Raw genomic sequence first — 22,296 nt, forward strand, 5'->3', positions numbered from 1 at the left:
AAAAATTCAGGTTGGATTTAGCACTTTCACTGCTTGTTCCTTCGATTTTCTGAAAATAGAATAGCACATTTTATTCTATTTGGCAATTTTTCTTCATTAAATGGAACGAAAAAACGTATCATTGAGTGGGGAATTCTCAACAATACGTTTTCTCATCTATAGGAATTAAAGGAGAGAGCTAGTTTTTACGTTTGCGTTTGATGATTCCCATGCTCGCAAGGAGTGCGACAAAGGCGCCAAACAAACTTGTTGTCACGGCTGAAGACTCTTTTTCACCTGTGCTAGGTAAGTAGCCTGTTTTCCCGTGATTTCCAGTGCCATAACTGATGGTACTTAGTTTCGGATTGTAGCCACTACCATTTGTACCGAGGCCATTGCCTAGTGAACCTAAGCCAGAACCTGTTGTGCCTAAACCAGAACCTCCATTTGGATTTGAACCTGTATTTGAACCATTCCCATTATTCCCACCAGTTGCGCCATTGTTTCCTGTGTTGCCGCCTGTATTGCCGTTATTTCCGCCAGTGTTACCATTGCCTCCTCCAAGATTCGTTGGGTCGGCTGGTGTCATGAAGGTTGTAGCCGTACTGTAATGTCCTGCGCCATCTGTAGCTGTCGCAAGTAAACTTTGTTGAGCAGTCGCTTGTCCCGCTGTTAATTGGATAGCGAAGTTGCCTTCAGCATCGGTGGCACCTACAGCAATCACACTTCTTAATAGTCGGTTACTAATTTGAATGATTCGGTTTGGTTCAGCTGTTCCTTTGATGAGGTAGCCGGCTTTAGACGTTCCTAAAACTGAAGAAACAGTTGGCGCCGCAATTTTAATTTCTGGTTCTCCCGTAATATCGGCTGGCGTCATAAATGTGGTTTTAGGACTCACATTTCCTTGTGTATCTGTGGTTAGTGCGGTTAACGTTTCTTTTTCTGTTGCTAACCCTGCTGCAATATGAACGGAGAAGGTGCCTCCAGTAGTTGTATTGCCACTTGCCAATAATTTTTCACTGCTATTGTAAAATTGAACCGTGACATTTGGATCAGCAGTTCCAGTGACTGTATAGCCATTGGCTTTGTTTCCTTCAACCTTCGTAATAGTTGGCGCCGCTAAAACAACATCCGCTGGAATAACGGCTGTAGCTGGTTGACTTTCATTGCCAGCGCCATCTTTGCTAATAATCGTAATCGTTTCTCCTGGTGTCACTACGCCAGCTGGTAGAGTCACCGTATATTGGCCGGTTTCGTTAGCAGTTGTAGCAGCAATGATGGTTCCGTCTGCGTCACGGACATCAATAGTGGTTTTTGGCTCCGCCGTTCCAGTGATTTCGTAACCTTTACTAGAATTTCCGGTAATAGAATCAATGGTTGGTGTGGCTAAGTCGGCTGGTGTAGTTGCTGTAGCCGGCTGACTTTCTTTCCCTGTTGCATTTTTCGCTACGACAGTTATTGTTTCGTTAGCTGAGGCCTTCCCTGGCTCTAAAGTCACTGTGTATTTGCCATCAGTTCCAGTAGTTGCCATGCCAAGGACTGTGCCATCGGTGTCACGCACCTCAACTGTTGTACCAACTTCTGCTGTTCCTACTACTTGATAGCCTTTTGTCGTGCTACCAGTGATTTTGTCAACAGTAGGTGTCGCGACTGGTGCATCTGGATCAGCAGGTGTTTTGAAAGCAGTCGGATTACTTTCTTTCCCAGCAGCATCTTTCGCAATGGCAGTTAAGGCTTCGTTAGCTGTTGCTGTGCCCGTCGGAAGAGTGATTGTAAAGGCGCCAGCACCATCAGTCGTTCCCGTAGCAATAACTAAACCTGCTTCATTGTGAATCTCAATGGTGACATTTGGCTCTGCCGTGCCGGTTACTTGATACCCAGTGGCAGTTGTTCCTGTAACAGTCGTCACAGTTGGTGCTGCTACGGTTGCATCTTCAGGGACCGTCACTTCCGTTGGTTGACTTTCATTGCCGTCACCGTCTTTTCCAACAACTGTTAATGTATCACCAGGATTAGCGGCTCCCGCTGGAAGGTCCACAGTAAAGTTTCCTTGATCATCCGTTGTCGTTGTACCAATAATTGTTCCATCTGGGTTCCGTACTTCAATGGTGGTATTAGGGTCCGCCGTCCCAGTGATTTCATAACCAGTTGTTGAATCTCCAGTAATGTCACCAATTGTTGGTGTGGTAACATCAGCGGGTGTCATAGCTGTAGTTGGTTGACTCTCAAGTCCAGTATCATTTTTAGCAACTACATTCACTGTTTGTTTAGCTGTTGCTTTTCCTGAAGCTAACGTCACAGTATATTGGCCAGTCGGTCCAGTTGTTGCGGTGCCTAAAACTGTTCCGTCTGTTGCACGAACTTCAATGGTGGTGCCAAGTTCAGCGGTACCTGTCACTTGATATCCTTGTGTTGTATTCCCAGTAACTTTGTCGACACTTGGCGGTGCCACTACTTCATCTGCTGGTGTTTGGAAGGTTGTCGGTGTACTTGTATTGCCATCAGGATCTTTGGCTAACGCTGTCAATGTTTCATTCGCATTTGCCGTCCCAGCTGGAAGGTTCACAGCAAAGGAACCAGTCCCATCGGCAGTCCCTGTTACAATCACGTTCCCATCTGCATCACGAATTTCAATGGTAGCATTCGGATCAGCGGTGCCTGTCACCTGATAACCAGCAACTGAATTACCTGTTACTCCTGTTACAGTTGGTGCTGTAACCGTGGCATCAGCAGGAACAAGGACTTCAGTCGGTTGACTTTCATTTCCTGCGTTATCCTTTCCAATCACTGTTAACGTATCTCCAGGATTTGTCGTTCCCGTTGGTAGCGTTACAGTAAAATCACCATTCGCATCAGAGGTACCTGTACCAATGACTGCCCCAGCTGGATCACGAACTTCGATTGTTGTGTTAGGGTCTGCTGTTCCTGTAATTTCATAACCCGAACCAGAGTTGCCTGTGATGTTATCAACTGTTGGTGCAGTGACATCAGCTGGTGTTGTCGCCGTTGCTGGTTGACTTTCCGTGCCACTAGCGTTTTTCGCTACAACGCTCAGCGTTTGATTTGCTGTTGCTTTTCCTGGATCTAAAGTCACTGTATATTTTCCGTCAGTTCCAGTTGTTGCAGTACCAAGGACCGTGCCAGCTGCATCGCGAACCTCAATGGTGGTGCCAACTTCAGCAGTCCCTTTGACCTCATAGCCTTTTGTTGTACTACCTGTTACAGTCTCAACAATTGGCGTCGCTACGGGTGTATTAGGATCCGCTGGTGTTTGGAACGTTGTTGGCGTACTTTCTGTGCCGCTGGCGTTTTTCGCTACGGCGGTTAACGTTTCATTGGCACCTGCTTCACCTGCGGGAATGGTAACTGTAAACGCTCCTGTCCCATCAGCGGTACCTGTACCTATTACGGTGCCTCCTGCATTTCGGATCTCAACCGTGGCATTGGCGTCGGCGGTGCCTTTGATCTCGTAACCTGCTGTTGAATTGCCTGTTACTCCTGTGATTGTTGGTGCGGTTACGGTTGCTTCATCCGCTGGTGTTTGGAACGTTGTTGGCGTGCTTTCTGTGCCGCTGGCGTTTTTCGCTACGGCGGTTAACGTTTCATTAGCACCTGCTTCACCTGCGGGAATGGTAACTGTAAATGCCCCTGTCCCATCGGCGGTACCTGTACCTATTACGGTGCCTCCTGCATTTCGGATTTCAACCGTGGCATTGGCGTCGGCAGTTCCTTTAACTTCGTAACCTGCCGTTGAATTACCTGTCACTCCTGTGATTGTTGGTGCGGTTACGGTTGCTTCATCCGCTGGTGTTTGGAACGTTGTTGGCGTACTTTCTGTGCCGCTGGCGTTTTTCGCTACGGCGGTTAACGTTTCATTCGCACCTGCTTCACCTGCGGGAATGGTAACTGTAAATGCCCCTGTCCCATCAGCAGTACCTGTACCTATCACGGCACCTCCTGCATTTCGGATTTCAACCGTGGCATTGGCATCGGCAGTTCCTTTAACTTCGTAACCTGCCGTTGAATTGCCTGTTACTCCTGTTACGGTAGGTGCGGTTACTTCACTAGTAGTACCTGCAGCAAAATAAATGTTGGATACACCGTCTGCTGTTGCTAATAAATTAACGTCTAAAAGATCTGTTTGAACGACTGTTCCTACAAAACGAGCATCTAAATTATTGGATAAATTTTGAGGTGTTGAAACGGTAGTTGGTAAAGTAACCGTAGTTGCGCCTAGTAAAGAAGCATCCACTAACTCATTCACACCTGAACCACCAACCGCTAATAAAGGCAAAGCACCTGAAACAGCCACGTTTACCGTGCCTTTGACAGGAAGCAAGGCTGCATTTATGGCTGTGGCGACAAGATTACTTGGGATACTGGTTCCTTTTGCCTCCAAAGCTTGAACTGCCGCATTCAAATCTTGTAAGATGTTTGAAACATTTTGGGCTAAAACTAACCCTAAACCATCACTAATTGGTGCGCTAATGTATGAGCCGTCAGCTGCTAACGTTTCCGGAGCTGTAAATGAAGCAGCACCTAAGTTTTCAATGTTATTCACTAATTCCAACTGACGATTCACTTCCGTCAGATCAATATCAACACCAGTTAAATTCCCTAACGCTCCACTGGTAATTTGAGTAATGACATTGGTTAAATCATTGGCTGCATTCAAAACGGCGGTCAAAAAAGTAACTTTTGAAAGATCAATCGTGACATTGGTATTGATTGCTGCGCTGCCTGCTGCAGCTACATTTCCTCTTAACTCAGGAGGAACCACTAACACCGCTTGTTTTTGTCCACTAAACACAGCGGAAGCATCTGCTAAAGCGCCACCAGAAACCGTGAAATTAACTGGTTGATTTTGGTTTGCGGCTGTCCAACGATTACTCGTTGAAGTGCCACTGTCATTATTTGACGTAACATTTGATAATAGTTCGATATCCAAGACCGCTGCTGATGCACTGATTGTGCCAGAGGTAACAGCTATACTTACAGGGATTGCTAATGACGTAAATAATAAACCACTTGATATTGCTAAATTAAGCATCTTGCGTTTTGTCCATTTTTTATGCTGACTTTTCCGATTAAAATCCTCAACAATTTTCTTTTTCATCTGATCGTCCCTCTTTTCTTTAAAATAAACGATAAATACCAAGATCATTAGCTTCCCCTAGTTGTTCATCTCCCCCTTTAGCGATTTAAATGGATTTAACACCTGCAGTTTAGTACATTTCCTCAGCTTTTCAAAATATAATGCTGTGAATTTTTATATAAAAATTCATTTGATAACAAACATCCTGGATATGTTAAAAAACTCACTAATTCATTAGTGAGTTATTATACAATGAGAGGAAAATGAGGAAGTTTATACATTTCTCCTCAATCATTAAAGATAAATAAATTATTTTATTATAACTTATCGTTTGATAAATCGATAATTAAATAACGGAAAATTTTTTTATTTTTTTGAGAAATTCCACTATTATTTTTTCTGCTTCTTTGACTGTTTTTATCAATTTTATGGCTGTAAGTCATAAAAACTTTACATCAAAAAAATGACTCTAATCTATAACAATTTTTTCTGTTTTTAAGATTTTTTTATGAAATTTTTTATATTAAAAAAATTTCATAAAAAAAGGCGACAGCCGTTTTTGAACGAATGCCGCCTTTTAGATAAACAAAAACCTGATTCTAAAAGAATCAGGTTTAGGAAAAGCAAATCAAGATTCGCTTCAACTGTTTATCATCGTATTTGTATACTCTGATAAGAATGATTTCGTAATAAAATATACTGTGTTTCGTGGTATTTGTCAATCGCTTTCTTGAATTCTCTTGAGACCTTTCCATAAGCATATAAGGTCAAAATAACTGACCAAATCAGCGTTGTAACTATCTTTTTAATTAAGGGGTCAGCCAATTTAATTTCATTAGTTTATCTAAAAACACCACCAAAATTAAAGCATCTGCACTGCCACCAATACTCCAATTTTTTTCTTTGAATAAGTGATTCAATCTTTCTAAACAAAGGGTTCCCCGTAACGTTTGTGTCCCCCCTAAAGCAAAATATTCCTGGATTAACGGTTGATATATTTCAAAAATTTGGACATTTTGACTTCGTTTAATCAAATTCGTATCCTCAACATAGAGCGATAAATAAAGGAGCGTATCAATGAGTTTTTGTTGTTGTGTGCCTTGATGTTTTTGATAATAAGGCACTCCCTGTTCAAAGACAGCGGGATAACCTTGTTGCGCCTCACCACGGATTCCAGTCAAGCCATGCTGAACAAATAGTCGTTCACCCCAAGTTAGTTTTTCTAGCTCATTCGTAGCGAGGTTTTCAAAGTCAGCCAATAAGTCTTGCGTCATTGTTTGAAGCGTTTGTTGAAACAATTGTAAGGTGCAAGGGGTCTCCCAAATCATTAAACGACCACAGATAGCTAAAAAAATACCTAGAGAAAAAATCGCTCCTTTATGTGTATTGATACCTTCTGTTGCCTCAAACATCGCTCGTTCTGCTTCTAAACCAACTTGTCGAATTGCGCGAAATGTTGCCTCAATCGGCAAATGACGTAGCTCTGTCCCAGCTTGAACGAAGGTTTCAAAATAAGGAGTCAAAACCACACTACTTTCTAAAAAAGTGAAAACATCCATATCTTGATGGGCGCCTGCATCGACTGGATCCACCAAGCCTGGTTTATTTAAACAGGTCACTTCATAGAGTAGTGCCAATTGTGCTTGCTGCGCTAATTTACTCCTTGCTTGCTTTGTCATTGCCTTTTACGTCCCTTCTTCTGCCGTGGTCTTTTCTTGTTTTATATAGTCTAGTACAGCATTAAAAACCGTGTCAACTACGCCGCCATCAAATACATTAGGTATAAATTTTTCTGCTGTGGGTTCTGAAATCATAGCGGCCAAGCTTCGTGCTACTGTCATTTGCAAACCGACATCGACTTTTCTGCCTTTCGCTGCCAATAACCCTTTAAAAAGACCTGGAAAAGCTAAAATGTTGTTCACTTGATTCGGATATTTGGAAGAACCAGTTGCTAATAAACGGACGCCATTGGCTTGGGCGAGGGCTGGTTCAATTTCTGGTTTAGGATTTGCTAAAGCAAAGATAATTGGGTCTTGGTTCATTGATTTAATCAGGGCTGGCGTTAGCACATCCGCTTCTGATAAGCCTAAAAAAACATCCTGATTGACGACAGCGGTGGCTAAATCTTTGTTTTCTACTGATGGTTTTATTACCTGTCGAAGCAAAGCACGTTGGTAAGGATTCAATGTCGGGTCTTCTTCTCTTAAAACACCTTGGCGATCTACTAAGGTGAGATGCGTAATCCCCGCTTGAATACATAACTTAGCGGTCGCTACACCAGAAGCTCCAACTCCGTTAATCACCACACGTAATTCATTTAAAGGTTTTCCTTTAATTTTAGCTGCGTTAATTAGCCCAGCTAAAACGACAATGGCAGTGCCTTCTTGGTCATCATGATACACAGGAATGTTCAAACGTTGTTGAAGTTTTTCTTCAATTTCAAAACATTTTGGTGCAGAAATATCTTCTAAATGGATTCCTGCAAAACTATTTTGTAAATTTTCAATTGTTTGAACCATCTCGTCCACTGATTTTTGTTCCAGTGCTAAGGGAATAGCATCGACCCCCGCCAAATTTTTATAAAGTAAAGCTTTGCCTTCAACAATTGGCAAGCCCGCTTGCGTGCCCATATTGCCGAGACCCAGAACAGCTGATCCATCTGTAATAACCGCAATTAACTTACCACTAATGGTCCACTCGCGCGCTAATTCATGATTTTGGGCAATCATTAAACTCAATTCTGCGACACCAGGTGTATACATTTTGGCTAAATCATGATGGTTTAACACCGCTTCTGTTGCTTCAAGACTTAGTACACCAATATTTTTTTGATGAATTGCTAGAACTTCTTCTAACACATTGTCACTTCCTTTCACGGGCTGCCTTTTTTCTATTTGATGAAGCAAGGGTTTGAACAACCGTTATCGTCGCTCAAACCCTTGCTTCTTTATACATTTGCGGAGCACTTGCCCGTTCTATTCTGGCAAGTCAAGTTTGACTGTCACTTTCTGTAACGGTACATCGTAAAAAGGATCTTCACGACGTCCTAAAAAGTCTTTTCCTTGTTGTGGGAACATCGCATATAATAGGACATCCTCTTCAGATTTTGCATATTGTTGGATTTCATTTTCTAAACTATGCAACTCTGGTTTCAATAAATCCGCTGGTCGACAAGTGATTACCTCTTCATCCCCAATGATTTTTTGCTTAATCTCTTCTGCGATAGGTGCTGGTGATTTGCCATATTCTCCGCGCACATAATCTTTGATTTCATTCGGTATTAAGGAATATCTTTCCCCAGAAATCACATTCATTAAGGCTTGTGTTCCGACCATTTGTGAAAGCGGCGTAACTAGTGGTGGATACCCTAAATCCGCTCTTACTTTAGGTACTTCAGCTAAAACTTCTTCATATTTGTCTTGCAAACCTTGCTCCGTTAATTGACTTAATAAGTTTGATAACATACCACCAGGCACTTGATAAATCAAGGTTTTCGGTTCCGTATCTTTAACTTTAGGGTTTAAAATGCCTTCACTTCTAAAACGATCACGAATCGGATTGAAATAGTCAGCAATCTCTGTTACTTTTTCCATATTTAAACCTGTTTCAAAGCCTAAATCTTCTAACGCAATGGCTACAGATTCTGTGGCTGGTTGACTCGTACCACCAGCGAAAGAAGAGATAGCTGTATCGATAATATCCGCACCTGCTTCAGCAACTTTTAAATAGGTCATCTCAGAAATACCACTAGTCGCATGCGTATGCACCTCTAAAGGTAAATCAATGGCATCTTTCATTTTGCTCACTAATTCAAAACCCGTTTGTGGCGTCAAAACGCCTGCCATGTCCTTAATACAAATGGAATCCGCTCCTGTTTGACTTAATTCTTTGGCTAATTTTACAAAGTAATCGATGGTATGAATTTCACTCGTGGTATAAGAGATCGCTGCTTGACAGTGTCCGCCAGCTTCTTTTGTTGTTTGAATTGCTGTTTGTAAATTACGGACATCATTCAAGGCATCGAAAATACGAATAATATCAATCCCATTTTCAACTGATTTTTCGACAAAGGCCCGCACCACATCATCAGCGTAATGACGATATCCTAGTAAATTTTGTCCTCGTAATAACATTTGAAGTTTGGTATTTTTAACTTCTTTGCGAATTTGGCGAAGACGTTCCCAAGGATCCTCGTTTAAATAGCGGACACAGGAATCAAACGTTGCCCCGCCCCACATTTCTAATGCATGAAATCCTGCCTCGTCCATTGTTTTAATAATCGGCAGCATATCTGAGGTTGGCATCCGTGTTGCAATTAAACTTTGTTGTCCATCCCGTAGCACCGTTTCTGTAAAACGAATTTTTTTACTCACTTGGCTGCTCCTTTCGTGTCAAAATTATTTCTGTTATTTTTTCTTGCATTGCTTCAAGACTGTGACGTCGATTTCGTCCACAGACTTTCGCCTCTTCTTGGCAAATAAAACAGCTCCGTGGTGGCAAGCCTAAATCTCCTCGATGAAGGCTTTTTAGTTCCTCATTTCCCCATAAAACATCTAGGTCCACTAAACGACCATAAGGATGTGTTTCTTCAATTTTGACCATTCTTTGTTTTAACTCTTGCGGGGCTAACGAAACCGCCAAATAATATTCAGGCCCTGTTTTTTCATTCCGGTAAAAATTAACAATCGGTACTTGATCCAGCAATTGTTGCTCGACTTCGTCAATTACTTCTAAAAAAACAGCCGTTAAAGTGGGCGAATTTTTTACTTCTCCAGGAATATTCATTGTGGCAGATAAGAGACTAGCTTCTGGTGCTGTTTCTAACAACTCCTTCTGTGTGGCAGCTCTTTGTTCGCGAGCATCCAACATCTCTAAAAGTGTTACTTTTTCCCCATTAAACATTGCGTACCACATCAATTAGACTACCATCTCGGTATTCAATTAACGCAACAACTTTGTCTCCATATTTAATTGGTTCCGGGGTGCCAACAATGTTGTAGGCTTTGTCTTTCAACTCTTCTAACGTAAACTGAGGAACATCTAAGGTTTTAAAACAATCAATTAAGTCTGTTCTTTTTGGATTGATTGCAATGCCGACTTCTGTTACTACGACATCGACACTCGTACCTGGTGTAACGACTGTATTTACTTGCTCAACGATTGTTGGAATCCGTCCACGAACAAGTGGTGCAATCACTAGACTCATTTTACAAGCCATACTTGTATCGGAATGTCCGCCAGAAGCACCACGGATGACACCATCTGAACCAGTAATGACATTTACATTAAAATCTGTGTCCACTTCTAAAGCAGATAAAATAGCTGTATCTAATTGATTAATAACCGCCCCTTTGCTAAGCGGTGAAGCATACATATTGGCATCAATTTCATAATGATTGGCATTTTCTCCTAAAGAAATAGCTGATGGATGATCAAAGTCTTGGACGTCAATAATTTTTTCTACTAAACCTTCTTCCAAAAGTTCCACCATTGCATTCGTAATTCCGCCTAAAGCGAAACTTGCTTTAATGCCATCTTTAAGCATTTGTTCTCTCATGAACCGCGTAACTGCTAGTGAAGAGCCACCTGTTCCTGTTTGGAATGAGAAGCCTTCTTTGTAGTAAGGAGAATGTGTAATTATTTTTGCGGCATATTCAGCAATCAATAATTCTTTAGGATTCTTTGTAAAACGTGTCGCGCCTTTGGCAATTCCATCTGGATCACCAATTGCATCAATTTCTACCACATAATCAACATCTGTTTGTGGAATACTAATAGGGGTATTAGGATATGGCACTAATGTGTCAGTAATGATGACCACTTGATCCGCATATTTTGCATCGACCATCGCATATCCAAGAGAACCACAGGTGGCTTTTCCTTTGGTTCCATTCGCATTTCCATAAGCATCTGAACTTGGTGCACCTAAGAAAGCTACATCAATATGGATATCGCCTGCTGCTACTGCCCGTGCCCGGCCACCATGTGAACGAATCACCACAGGATTTTCCATGATACCTGCTGAAATAGCGGCTCCTACTTTATCTCTCAAACCTGAAGAAGTAATGTTGGTGACTACTCCATTTTTAATGTGTTCGATCAAAGGTTCATGAACATTTGCAATTGAACTAGGTGCAATCGAAATGTTTTTCAGCCCCATGGCGGCAATCTCGGCTAAAACTAAATTCATCACATAGTCTCCTTCACGGAAATGGTGATGGAAAGAGATGGTCATGCCATCTTTTAAACCTGTTTTTTCAATTGCTTCACGAATACTTCCTAAAAGTTTTGTCTCCCGAGGTTTCACTGGTTTAATTGCTCGGCTCGCTTCTTGATAAGCACCAATGTGTGCTAATTCTCCTTCATAAATGCCGTATTGCTCTGCATAAGATTGAGGAATGTCTTTGCCTACTTTATTTACTACCATGTCTATATTTCCTCCTCGGTAATTAATTTAGCCGCCAATGCTAACGCAATGACCCGTTCAGCTCGTTCAACAATTGGTTTATCAACCATTTTTCCATTTACGGAGATAACACCGGAACCTTTAGCTTCGGCTTCCCGAATGCCCCAGATTACTTCCTTAGCATTCTGGATTTCTTTTTCTGTTGGCGCATAAATAGTATTAACTAATGGGATTTGACGAGGGTTAATCACCGATTTCCCATCGAAACCTAGCTGTTTAATCAAACGAACTTCGGCTTCAAAGCCTTCCGTATTGTCTACATCTGAATAGACCGTATCAATAGCTGCAATCCCAGCTGCTCGAGCGGCATGTAAAATCATGCTACGAGCAAAGAATAGTTCTTGGCCATCTGGATGGCGGCGTGTTTTCATATTGGTAACATAGTCTTCGGCGCCTAACGCGATGCCAATCAAGCGAGTTGAACTTTTGGCAATCGCGGGCGCATTTAGAACACCTTCAGCCGATTCGATAGCAGCCATCATTTTCGTTGTTCCTACGGGAATGTCATTTTGCTGTTCTACTTCTGTAATGACTGCCTCGACATCAATGATATCTTGGGCTGTTTCTGTTTTTGGTAAACGAATCACATCGACACCAGCTAAGACCATTGCTTCAATATCTTCTGCACCACCGGCATCTAAAGCATTGATCCGAACAACAATTTCAATATTGCCATAATCGAAAGTTTTCAAAGCAGAATGGACTAAAACACGGGCAGAGTCTTTTTCTTTTAATGAAACTGCATCTTCTAAATCAAACATGATTGAATCTGCCCCATACAAAGGTGCATCTCTTAGCATTGCTGCGTTCGCTCCAGGGACAAACATCATTGTTCTTCTTAAACGTTCCATGAGTCCAACTCCTTCCAATCATACGTTTCTTTTTCAGCGCCTCGATGTAAAACTGTAATCATCCGAGCTTTGATTGTACAATCTAATGCCCCTTTATCAATCGCCTTGACCGCAACGCCTTGGACATCTAAATGTTCCAAAGTTGTCGTAATCACCTGACGAATTTGATTGCCAAATTGTTTTTCGACACTACTTTCTAATTCAATGGTATTTTCTGTTGATTCAATGGGTTGGACGGTAATCATAATATCACTTGATTCTACTGTCCCTGCAGTAGCATTTTTGATAATCTTCACTTTCTTCACCTCATTAGTTTCTTGTGTTCTACTAAGTATTGATAACTTGTTGCTGGTAAAAACTTCTTGAGTGTCTCTTTGTCGCCTTCAGCCATCGCTTTGCGAACTTTCGTCGCACTAATCAGCTCTCCATCACTCGCTAATCGCGGGACAATGGTTAGCGTTATCGTTTGTCCGAAAACTTGTTGCATTGCTTGATTGTAGACAGCGGTCACTTCTGAATAAGGCTCTTCTCCCACATAACGTTGCTGAATTTCAAGTATTGGCGCAATTCTTTCTTTAAATAACGTTGCATCAAGCGTTGCTTGAATTGCAGCTACCTCTAATGGCGCTTTTTCTTTCAAAAAATAGGTAGGAAAAGTCGCAGACGAAACTAAGTAATCTTCTGTAGATAGGACTGTCACATTGGGTAAATGGGCGACCCCTTTTTGCACCATTGCGAAACGTGCTTCTTTTGAAAACAGCGATTTATCTTCAGATAAAACAAACACATAAACGTGTGAACTTTCTTTGGCTGCTTTTTCGACTAAGTACTGATGGCCTTTCGTAAAAGGATTTGCATTCATGACAATGCTACTGGCTGGCCCTGCTTTTTTATGCTGTGTCAGGTAACCAAGATAATCGGCAAAATCTGGTTTGCCTTGCTCCATAAATAGCACCTCTTGATTCGCAACCACTTTTTGGAAGCCTAGCGACTGAAAAATTTGTTCATTTTTTGGTTTTGTATACAAAAAACTGTGTAATTGGTTTTCTTCTCTCAGTTTTTCAAGTAGATGAACCACCAATTGGGTTAACAAATTTTCAGATTGATATTTTTTACAAACGGCCACGCACTTAATCGTTTTGCCTGAAAGCGAGCCAGAGGCGATTAATGCTGTGTCATCATATATGCCAACGGTGTAATCAAGTGCTTCTGTCGTTTGCAATGCGGCTTTTTCCATTAATTCGCGCCAAGCTTGATAAGCTTTTTTATCTTTTTGCAACCAGATTCTTTTCATTGTATATACGCTGCTCACAGCAATAACCTCCTTTATTTTTTAATTGGAAATAATTTTGTTAGTAATTTAGACGCTAGATAAATGATAAATAAAACAACGAAAACGCCGCCCCAACCAAAACCTAACAGTTCAAAAGCAATTTTTAAATCTTCCATGTTAACAGACATGTATTCGTTCTCCTTTCCGTCCTATGTTAAAAAGGCTAATAGTAAGCCACCAGCAATTACAGAAGCGATTTGTCCTGAAACGTTGGCACCAGCAGCATGCATTAAAATAAAGTTTTGTGGGTCTTCATCTGTAGCCATTTTTTGAATGACCCGACTAGACATTGGGAAAGCGGAAATACCCGCAGCACCAATCATTGGATTGATTTTTTCTTTTCTAAATAAATTCAAGAATTTAGCAAAAAGCACGCCGCCGACTGAGTCCATAATAAAGGCGACTAACCCTAAGCCAATAACCATCAATGTATCGACTTTTAAGAACTCTGCATAGTTCATGCTAACGGAAATAGATAGTCCTAGCAAGATACTAATAATATTTACCAATTCATTTTGAGCTGTAATGGATAAACGATCCAAAACGCCACATTCTCTTAATAAGTTCCCAAACATTAAGAAACCAACTAATGGTAATGACACCGGCGCAATTAACCCTGCGACAATCGTAATAACAACCGGGAAAAGAATTTTCGCTGTTTGAGAAACTTCACCGGCCCGATAAGTCATACGGATACGACGTTCGGCTTTCGTCGTCACTGCTTTAATCGCTACTGGTTGAATAATCGGAACTAACGCCATGTAGGAGTAAGCGGCAACCATTATGGCCCCCATGTATTTTGAATGTAAGGTATTTGCTACGAAAATAGACGTTGGGCCATCAGCGGCACCAATAATCCCGATCGAAGCAGCATCGTTTAAATCAAAACCTAATAAAACAGCCATAATAACTGTAAAGAAAATTCCAAACTGTGCAGCGGCACCAAACATCAACATAAACGGATTTTGTAACAATGGACCGAAATCAATCATTGCCCCAATCCCAATAAATAATAATAACGGGAATAACTCTGTTTTTATTCCAAAATCAAAAAGAACATTAAACGGACCTGGCTCGCCGCCAGCGCTCAATACGCCGGAATTAGGAAAGTTCACTAAAATCGTTCCTAAACCCATCGGCACTAAAAGTGTTGGTTCATACTCTTTTTTTATTCCTAAATACATTAATAGTCCACCAATCAGCATCATCACAATGCGTCCTGGTTCTTGGCCCATTCCTATAACACCTTGAATCAGTGTCTCCACACAAATCACTTCCTCTTCTTAAATTAATTCTAGTTAATTGTTATTAATGGTTCCCCTGGGTTCACAATTTGGCCTTGGGTAACATGAATTCCTGTTACCGTACCTGCTTTTCCTGCAACGATTTCATTTTCCATCTTCATTGCTTCTAAAATTAACAATGGTTGGTTCTCAGACACCGTATCACCAACATTGACTAATACTTTTAACACAGTTCCTGGCATTGGCGCAGGCATTGCATCTGCTCCTGCTGGGGCTGCTGGCTGTGCTGCTGGCGCTGGGGCTTCTTCAACAGCAGGGGCTGGTGTTTCTGTCGTAGCAACTGGCGCTGTTGGTTGTGGCGCAACAGGTGCTGGTTGTGGGACGCCACCGATTTCTTCCATCTCGACTAAATATTCTTTCCCATCAATTGAAATTTTAAATTTGCGTAACATAATGATCCTCCTCAAGGTTTTGTTTTGAAATTCTTTTGACAACTAGCTGAGACTCTTCTGAAAGCTCTGCAGCTATACTGGCTGCAATAATGGCAACTTCTTTTGCTTCTGGATTTCGTTTTGCGATTTTTTTGATAACAAAACGACTTTCTGGAAACTCTCCTGCTGCGATGGCAGTGGCCACAATACTTACCAATTGATATTCTTTTGGCTCAGCAGGAATATATGCTGGTATATCTATCCATCGCTTTTCCAAGTTATCCGCTTCACGTTGGATAACGCTTTCATTAATCTCGGTATCCTGCGTGTGTTGCTCTTTCTTGAATAAGGACTTAAATAGGCCCATATTGTCTCTCCTTTCACTAATTCTTGGTATACGTTCATTATAGAAAAAACCGTTAAAAAACCTAGTGAAAACACTAGCTCAGATTGTTCTTTTATTGTTTATTTTGTGAAAAAAACTCTGTAAACATTGGTATATAAGCATTTATCAGCCGTTAAGATTTTATTAATATTATATTAAGTTATTAATAAGAATTTGATTGTTGAATTGTTTTTTTGATGTTCTTTTTGTTTTAGGCTATTTATTCTCTGCGAAAGTTTGTATATTCTCACACTATAGACAAACACAAAAAATATTTTTTGTTGTAAACCAGAATACTGTGAAACATTTCTCATGGCTATTCTTTTTTATTAACACCGGTTGTTAACGCTTACAAAAAAGTTCTAAAAAAAGAAAGGAAGAAAAACATGTTACTCACTATTTTAGCTTATGGTATGATTATCATCTTTATGTATGTAATCATGAAAAAGAAATTGTCACCGTTTACATCTTTAGTAATTATTCCTCTTATTTTTACTTTGATTGCAATTGCAACTGGAGTAGCGAGTCCGCCACCTGGTGCTGACGGTGTTGTCCCTGAAGTCAACATTGGGAATTTCGTCTTAGATGGGATTTCAACTACTTCAAAAACTGGTATTATGTTATTATTTGCCATTCTTTACTTCTCTATTATGTTGGATGCTGGTTTGTTTGACCCAATCACTAAAAAAATGATTTACTTTGCTAAAGGCGATCCAATGAAAGTCTTGATGGCTACTGCGGTAGTTGCTGCTGCTGTTTCCTTAAACGGAGATGGAACAACTACGACCTTGATTTGCTGTTCTGCGTTTATTCCCATCTACAAAAAACTTAATATGAAATTGATGAATTTAGGTGTGCTTGTTATCTTACAAAACACCATTATGAACTTATTACCTTGGGGCGGTCCAACAGCTCGTGCCATGGCTGTACTAGAAGTTGATGCCGACATTCTTTCTTATTTAGCACCTGGTATGATTTTATCTGTATTGTATGTTATCTTCTTTGTTGCTTATCGCATGGGGAAAAAAGAACGTGCTCGCTTAGGCGTGACAACTCTTACTGATAAAGAATTGGAAGAAATGACTATTGTTAACGATCCTGAGTTATTAGAAATTCGTCGTCCAAAGAATTTTGCATTCAATGGTATTTTAACGATTGTCTTAATCGGTTGGTTAGTCCTAAGTTCATTCGTTGGTCAATTAGGTTTGCCTTCGTGGATTGAAATGCCACCGTTATTATTATTCCTAGTTGGTACTTGTATCGCTTTAATGATCAACTATCCAAAATTAAAAGATCAAAGCAGCCGCATCAGTGCAAATGCTGGTGACGCTGTGCAAGTAGTTATCTTAGTTTTTGCTGCTGGCGTCTTCATGGGCTTATTCCAAGGTTCTGGTATGGCCAATGCCTTAGCAAATAGCTTTGTTAATATTATTCCAAAACAATTAGCCGGCGCTTGGGGCTTAGTGATTGCGTTCATTTCAGCACCAGGAACATTCTTTATTTCAAACGATGGTTTCTATTTCGGTGTCTTACCAGTCCTAGCAGAAGCTGGACGTTCTTATGGATTTGACAATATGTCTATGGCTTTAGCTTCCTTAATGGGGCAAGCGTTCCACTTATTAAGTCCATTAGTGGCATTTATTTACTTGCTATTACGTTTAACTGGTTTAGATATGGGCCAATGGCAAAAAGAATCAGCAAAATATGCCTTAGGAATTTTCGTTATTTTCGTTGTTACAATTGTTGCTTTAGGTCACATGCCTTTATTTATTCCACAAAATTAAACGTCGTCGCTGAAACCGTAGGAGTGCCTTTTCTCCTCGGTTTTCTTTTCATTTTGTCTTTTCTTGCGTTATATTTTCATTTTTAATATTATATTTATTATCTATAAAAATAACCTATAGGGAGGTGCCTCATATGAATCCAACGGTTGAAGCAGTAAAACGGAACTTAGATTTAACCAGCAGTAAACCTCTAAAAATTTGTACCTATGAAGCCTTTAAAAAAACCATTATTTTAGGGGATATTCCTGCAGGTGAACGGATTAACGAAAAAGAATTTTCCGAGCAATTAAACATTAGTCGGACGCCCATTCGCTTTGCTTTACAAGAATTGGTCAAAGAACAATTGGTGGAACATATACCTATGGTGGGTATCGTGGTTAAAGGGATTAGTATGAAAGATGCTTATGAAATTTATGATATTCGTAAATCTTTGGACACTTTAGCAACCATTAAAGCCATGGAACTCATGACACCAGAAGATTTTGATGAATTGGAAGCCTTACTTCTCGAAGGAGAACAATACAATAAAAATAACCAAGTAGATGACTTACTACAGAACTTTTCAGATTTTAATTCCTTTATTTATACTAAGAGTCAGATGCTACGTTTAAAAAAAATTGTGACTGATCTCCATGCTTACTTAATCTATTTCAGAGATATTGCAATTCGTGCCTCAGAACGTCGTAGTATTGCCCTAGAAGAACATTGGTTAATTTTCCGCGGAATGAAAACAAAGAATATTGACCAGATCACACTTTTAACCCATGAACATCTAAATCGTTCGCTTCAATTTATTTTGAAAGAAATGGAACGTCGACAAATTGAATAATCAAAAAAGGCCCGCAGTCGCTCGTGCAACTGCGGGCCTTTTTTCATTTTTTTTGTACGCAACCATCTGGCGTAAAGGTATAACCAATGCCCCAAACGGTCCGAAGGTAACAAGGTTCTTTCGGGTTTTCTTCTAATTTACTTCGTAAACGATTAATAAAAACCATAATCGTATTCGCATCGACATCCCCAGTACCCCAAACACTGCTGTAAATTTGTTCTTTAGAGAATACTTGCTCGGGATTCTCCAGAAAAAATTGAATTAATTGAACTTCTTTCGAAGACAATGAAATAGGTAAATCCTTTTTAAATAGTTGATAACGACCATAATCAAAACGGAAATCGCCTACCTGTAGCTCTTCTTTTTTATAAACATTCAATTGTTTTCGAATCATTCGAGCTCGATTCAACGAAGCAATCACCTGAGCCTTAAAAACATTCAAGGAAAAAGGTTTCGTTATATAACTATCCACGCCCATTTCCAAGGCTGCAATGATATCCTCTTCTTCTTTTTTGCTACTAAAAAAGATAATTGGCACTAGTGGATATTTCTCTCTAATCATTTGGACTAAGTAGTAACCATCGCTGTCATGTTCCAAGTTATCATCTAAAATGAACAAATCAAAGGTAACTCTGGACACAATATCTTTTGTTTTTTCAATTGATTCACTTTGGTAAATAAGAATACCTGTTGATTGTAATGCTTTCCAAATCAAGCGACGAACTGCTGCATCATCATCTACAACCAGTATTTTCTCCGTACGCATACCTGTTGCTCCCCCTACGTCTCTTTACAAAACTTTTTCATTTGAATTTACTACTGGAGTAATTACTGATTATCATAACATAAAAAAAGAAACGGAGACGGCTAAAAAATCATTTAACTGGGAAAGAGCCTGGAACAAAAATCACTTTGGATTTTTGTTCCAGGCTCAAAACCTGATAAACGGCGGGAACAGAACCAACTCCTTCGGAAATAAGCCGAAATTCTCCAAAAATTAAAAAGCAATTTTCGGAAATTCCTTCTTATTTCTCGGAGCTAAACGGTTCCGTCCCGACCTCTGTTTAAAAATACTTCTTAACTGGTTCAACCACTAAATACCGATAAGGTTCATCCCCTTCAGAATGGGTTTTGATTTGCTCATCTTTACTTAGCGTGTGATGAATTTGTTTTCTTTCAAAAGCCGGCATTGGTTCCAAGAAGACTGGCCGCCCAGTGCGTTTGGCTTTTTCCGCGGTGCGTTTCGCTAAACGTTCCAAAATTTCATGACGTTTTTCACGATAATTTCCGACATTCACAACAATCGATAGCTTATTGCTTGCAATGCGGTGAATAAAGACTTGCGCTAAATACTGTAACGCATTTAACACTTTTCCGTGTTTTCCAATTAAGATACCTTGTTTTTCTGTTTCTAAATGGAAGATAATATTGCCATTCTCGCGCGCTATGCGAACCATGGCAGGGGCGTTCAGTTCATTTGAAATATTCGTTAAATACATCGCTAATTCAGTAATAGCAGCTTCGTCTTCCAGATTTTCTAAAGAATGTGTTGATTCCTCTGAGAGACTAGGAATTGCTTCGGTTAATTCCTCAACTGCTTCTTCCACTGCTGTTGCTTCATCGGCAACAACAATATCTTCCACTGTTTCTTCGACCGCTTCTGTGACTTGCTCACTAATTGTTGGTTCCATTGAAATTTGGGCAAGTTTTTTTCCTAGACCTAAAAATCCTTTTTTTCCTTCGTCTAACACATCAATTGTAACATCCTCTTTGGTTAAACCAAGTGCTTGTAAGCCTTTCTGCGTTGCTTCTTCGATTGTATTTCCTTCATAAATCGGCATCTGAACGACCTCCTTTATTTTTTCTTTCCTTTTTTCTTAGGACTTTTTGCTCGTTCAAGCGCTCGCTCCCGTGCTTTGGCTTGACGTGCTGCTTCCTCCCGCTCTTTACGGATTTTGAATGGATTGTTTAATAACAATGTTTGCCCTGTTTGGAAGGCATTTGAGACCACCCAGTAAAGAGATAAACTGCTGGCTAATGAAATCCCCATAAAGAAGATCATCGCTGGCATAACGTAATTCATAATTTTCAGTGAGGCATTTGTTTCTAGTTGGCTCATACTTGAAAGATACGTACTAGCAAACGTAAAGACAGCCGCTAAAATCGGTAAAATTAAATACGGATCCGGCTTATCGAGGCTTAACCACAAGAACGTTCCTTCTTTTAACTCAGGCACGCGTGAAATGGCTTGATACAAAGCCATCATGATTGGTAGTTGAACCAACAGTGGTAAACAGCCAATGTAAGGATTCACATTATTCTCTGCATACAAACGTTGCTGTTCTTCTCGGAATAAGCGTTGTGTTTCAGGATCTTTTGAAGAATATTTTTGTTGCAAGTCCTTTAATTGCGGTTGCAACTCTTGTGTTTTACGCATACTCTTCGTTTGGAAATGCATCAACGGCAATAAAATAATCCGGATGACTAACGTAAATAGGATAATCCCAATTCCGACACTGCCGCCTAATGATAGGAACTTAATCGCTTGGGCAAAATAATAAACAATGTATCGATCCCAAATTCCTGTACTACTTTCACTTACGGGCGCGGTTCCGCAGGCGGATAAAACAAAGACTAAGGTCACTAACCCAGCCATTAATAATAAGCGCTTATACTTCTTCACTACTCAATTCCCTCTCTTACATTTAATATTTTAGCTAAATTTAACACATGTGTTAAATTAGCTTTCACTTCTTCAGACGATAACTTTTCCAATCCTGGACGTGCAATCACGATAAAATCAATTTCTGGAGAGATACGGTCTTTTAATTGAAATAAACTCGCGCGGATTTTCCGCTTCACAGCATTTCTTGTGACCGCGTTTCCAATTTTCTTCCCAACAGAAATCCCCACTCGAAAATGGGCTTGTTGTGGTTTCTCTAAAACGTACACCACGAAACGACGATTTGCACAAGATTGTTTTTTATTAAACACCTGTTGAAATTCTTTTTCTTTCTTGACACGGTAGGACTTTTTCATCGGCATCCCTTTGTTTCTATATTTTTTTACTTCTTAATAATAATAGCATATTTCCGCTCTTTTTTAGTAGCCTTTTCTATAGAATCCTGCTTTCTTTTATTGAAAACAGAAAAAGAACCCTTAGTTATCTTCACATCTTCCAAAAAATTATGGAGATAACTAAGGGTTCTTAGAAATTGACTGTTTAAAAGACCAGACCATCATTAAGCAGAAATAACTTTTCTACCTTTACGACGACGGCTTGCTAATACGCGACGGCCATTTTTAGTGCTCATACGTTTACGGAATCCGTGAACTTTTTGGCGTTTACGTTTGTTTGGTTGATACGTTCTTTTCATGCAATTACACCTCCTGAAATTGTAACTATCCATCAATATATAGACATACTTTGATAGTATAACGAGTAATAGGGTCTTTTGTCAATAAAATTTAAGAAATATTTCCTGAGAAAGATTCGTTTCAATTATCCACAAATTAAATTTTCCTGTGAGTAGCTTGTGGATAGTTTTCCACATTTTTTTCTGTTCACAGCCATTTTTCCACTAGTTTTACACAAAAAAACAGCCTGTTAAAAAGTTTTGCACAGGTGTTTTTTTAGCTGTTGATAAGTTCTTGAAACATGATTGTGTCAAGCTTAATTATTCTCAACTTTTTGTGGATAACTCATTCAACAACCACTTTCTTCCGCAAGTACCGACACCCTGTGGAAAACTTTTTTCACCCTTGTGTACTTTTTTTCCACATTGAACAATTGCTTGTGGAAAAAGTTTTAAAAAAATGCTAAAATCGACTATGCTCATTCTTTTAAGTTATCCACATTTTTTAGATAACCAAAATTTAAACATATAGGAGGTCACTGT

20 protein-coding genes are annotated in these 22,296 nt (G+C 40.0%); 2 read left to right on the forward strand and 18 right to left on the reverse strand.

All coding sequences use genetic code 11. The features are described from left to right. Positions 1-178: 178 nt before the first annotated feature. The 13 genes from IGL48_RS13955 to IGL48_RS14015 all read right to left on the reverse strand — a co-directional run bounded on the left by IGL48_RS13955 (position 179) and on the right by IGL48_RS14015 (position 15,766). A complete protein-coding gene (locus tag IGL48_RS13955) occupies positions 179-5,143 on the reverse strand; it encodes an Ig-like domain-containing protein (RefSeq protein WP_025190653.1) in 4,965 nt (1,654 codons plus the stop codon). 740 nt (positions 5,144-5,883) lie between these two features. Continuing rightward, positions 5,884-6,753 (reverse strand): triphosphoribosyl-dephospho-CoA synthase CitG, encoded by an 870-nt coding sequence (gene citG / locus IGL48_RS13960; protein ID WP_002355991.1) that lies wholly within the window; start codon positions 6,751-6,753, stop codon positions 5,884-5,886. Between the two features lie 6 nt (positions 6,754-6,759). After that, positions 6,760-7,932: an NAD(P)-dependent malic enzyme gene (locus IGL48_RS13965; protein ID WP_010710949.1), complete on the reverse strand. Its 1,173-nt coding sequence runs from the start codon at positions 7,930-7,932 to the stop codon at positions 6,760-6,762. 117 nt (positions 7,933-8,049) lie between these two features. Continuing rightward, a complete protein-coding gene (locus IGL48_RS13970; RefSeq protein ID WP_002359205.1) occupies positions 8,050-9,447 on the reverse strand; it encodes an oxaloacetate decarboxylase subunit alpha in 1,398 nt (465 codons plus the stop codon). Continuing rightward, positions 9,440-9,976, reverse strand: a complete 537-nt coding sequence (gene citX, locus IGL48_RS13975; protein WP_025190248.1) for a citrate lyase holo-[acyl-carrier protein] synthase — start codon at positions 9,974-9,976, stop codon at positions 9,440-9,442. The genes IGL48_RS13970 and citX overlap by 8 nt, the downstream gene beginning before the upstream one ends. Beyond that, positions 9,969-11,501, reverse strand: a complete 1,533-nt coding sequence (citF, locus tag IGL48_RS13980) for a citrate lyase subunit alpha (protein ID WP_002367543.1) — start codon at positions 11,499-11,501, stop codon at positions 9,969-9,971. The genes citX and citF overlap by 8 nt, the downstream gene beginning before the upstream one ends. A gap of 2 nt (positions 11,502-11,503) precedes the next feature. Next, on the reverse strand, positions 11,504-12,391 hold the full coding sequence (citE, locus tag IGL48_RS13985; RefSeq protein ID WP_002355998.1) for a citrate (pro-3S)-lyase subunit beta: 888 nt from the start codon (positions 12,389-12,391) through the stop codon (positions 11,504-11,506). Then, on the reverse strand, positions 12,379-12,687 hold the full coding sequence (citD, locus tag IGL48_RS13990) for a citrate lyase acyl carrier protein (RefSeq protein ID WP_002355999.1): 309 nt from the start codon (positions 12,685-12,687) through the stop codon (positions 12,379-12,381). Before citD ends, citE begins: the two co-directional genes overlap by 13 nt. Positions 12,688-12,692: 5 nt before the next feature. After that, the gene (gene citC / locus IGL48_RS13995; protein ID WP_025190654.1) at positions 12,693-13,685 is read right to left on the reverse strand and encodes a [citrate (pro-3S)-lyase] ligase; all 993 of its coding nucleotides are present in this window, start codon (positions 13,683-13,685) and stop codon (positions 12,693-12,695) included. A 32-nt stretch (positions 13,686-13,717) separates the two neighbouring features. Next, complete coding sequence (locus tag IGL48_RS14000) at positions 13,718-13,852, reverse strand: OadG-related small transporter subunit (RefSeq protein ID WP_002356001.1); 135 nt, start codon at positions 13,850-13,852, stop codon at positions 13,718-13,720. A gap of 21 nt (positions 13,853-13,873) precedes the next feature. Continuing rightward, entirely contained in the window at positions 13,874-14,989 is a 1,116-nt protein-coding gene (locus IGL48_RS14005; RefSeq protein WP_002383526.1) for a sodium ion-translocating decarboxylase subunit beta, read from the reverse strand. A 29-nt stretch (positions 14,990-15,018) separates the two neighbouring features. Continuing rightward, positions 15,019-15,420, reverse strand: coding sequence for an acetyl-CoA carboxylase biotin carboxyl carrier protein subunit (locus IGL48_RS14010; protein ID WP_002363547.1), 402 nt, complete (start codon positions 15,418-15,420; stop codon positions 15,019-15,021). Continuing rightward, positions 15,404-15,766 (reverse strand): hypothetical protein, encoded by a 363-nt coding sequence (locus IGL48_RS14015; RefSeq protein ID WP_002356004.1) that lies wholly within the window; start codon positions 15,764-15,766, stop codon positions 15,404-15,406. The genes IGL48_RS14010 and IGL48_RS14015 overlap by 17 nt, the downstream gene beginning before the upstream one ends. A gap of 404 nt (positions 15,767-16,170) precedes the next feature. Between IGL48_RS14015 and IGL48_RS14020 the strand changes: the two genes are divergently transcribed. Together IGL48_RS14020 and IGL48_RS14025 are read left to right on the forward strand one after the other, a co-directional pair. Next, positions 16,171-17,568, forward strand: a complete 1,398-nt coding sequence (locus IGL48_RS14020) for a CitMHS family transporter (RefSeq protein ID WP_002356005.1) — start codon at positions 16,171-16,173, stop codon at positions 17,566-17,568. 133 nt (positions 17,569-17,701) lie between these two features. Then, positions 17,702-18,397: a GntR family transcriptional regulator gene (locus IGL48_RS14025; protein WP_002356006.1), complete on the forward strand. Its 696-nt coding sequence runs from the start codon at positions 17,702-17,704 to the stop codon at positions 18,395-18,397. A gap of 43 nt (positions 18,398-18,440) precedes the next feature. On the opposite strand, the gene IGL48_RS14030 is transcribed toward IGL48_RS14025, so the two are convergent. From IGL48_RS14030 to rpmH, 5 genes are all read right to left on the reverse strand, one after another. After that, positions 18,441-19,163: a response regulator transcription factor gene (locus IGL48_RS14030; protein ID WP_002363545.1), complete on the reverse strand. Its 723-nt coding sequence runs from the start codon at positions 19,161-19,163 to the stop codon at positions 18,441-18,443. Positions 19,164-19,461: 298 nt separating this feature from the next. After that, positions 19,462-20,238: an RNA-binding cell elongation regulator Jag/EloR gene (jag, locus tag IGL48_RS14035; protein WP_002361456.1), complete on the reverse strand. Its 777-nt coding sequence runs from the start codon at positions 20,236-20,238 to the stop codon at positions 19,462-19,464. A gap of 14 nt (positions 20,239-20,252) precedes the next feature. Beyond that, positions 20,253-21,080: a YidC/Oxa1 family membrane protein insertase gene (locus tag IGL48_RS14040; RefSeq protein ID WP_010824320.1), complete on the reverse strand. Its 828-nt coding sequence runs from the start codon at positions 21,078-21,080 to the stop codon at positions 20,253-20,255. Beyond that, positions 21,080-21,436: a ribonuclease P protein component gene (gene rnpA, locus IGL48_RS14045; RefSeq protein ID WP_048949321.1), complete on the reverse strand. Its 357-nt coding sequence runs from the start codon at positions 21,434-21,436 to the stop codon at positions 21,080-21,082. The genes IGL48_RS14040 and rnpA overlap by 1 nt, the downstream gene beginning before the upstream one ends. Before the next feature lie 203 nt (positions 21,437-21,639). Beyond that, complete coding sequence (gene rpmH, locus IGL48_RS14050) at positions 21,640-21,774, reverse strand: 50S ribosomal protein L34 (RefSeq protein ID WP_002356012.1); 135 nt, start codon at positions 21,772-21,774, stop codon at positions 21,640-21,642. Between the last annotated feature and the right edge of the window lie 522 nt (positions 21,775-22,296).

The organism is Enterococcus sp. DIV1090 (assembly GCF_050537975.1).
Lineage (GTDB): Bacteria > Bacillota > Bacilli > Lactobacillales > Enterococcaceae > Enterococcus > Enterococcus faecalis.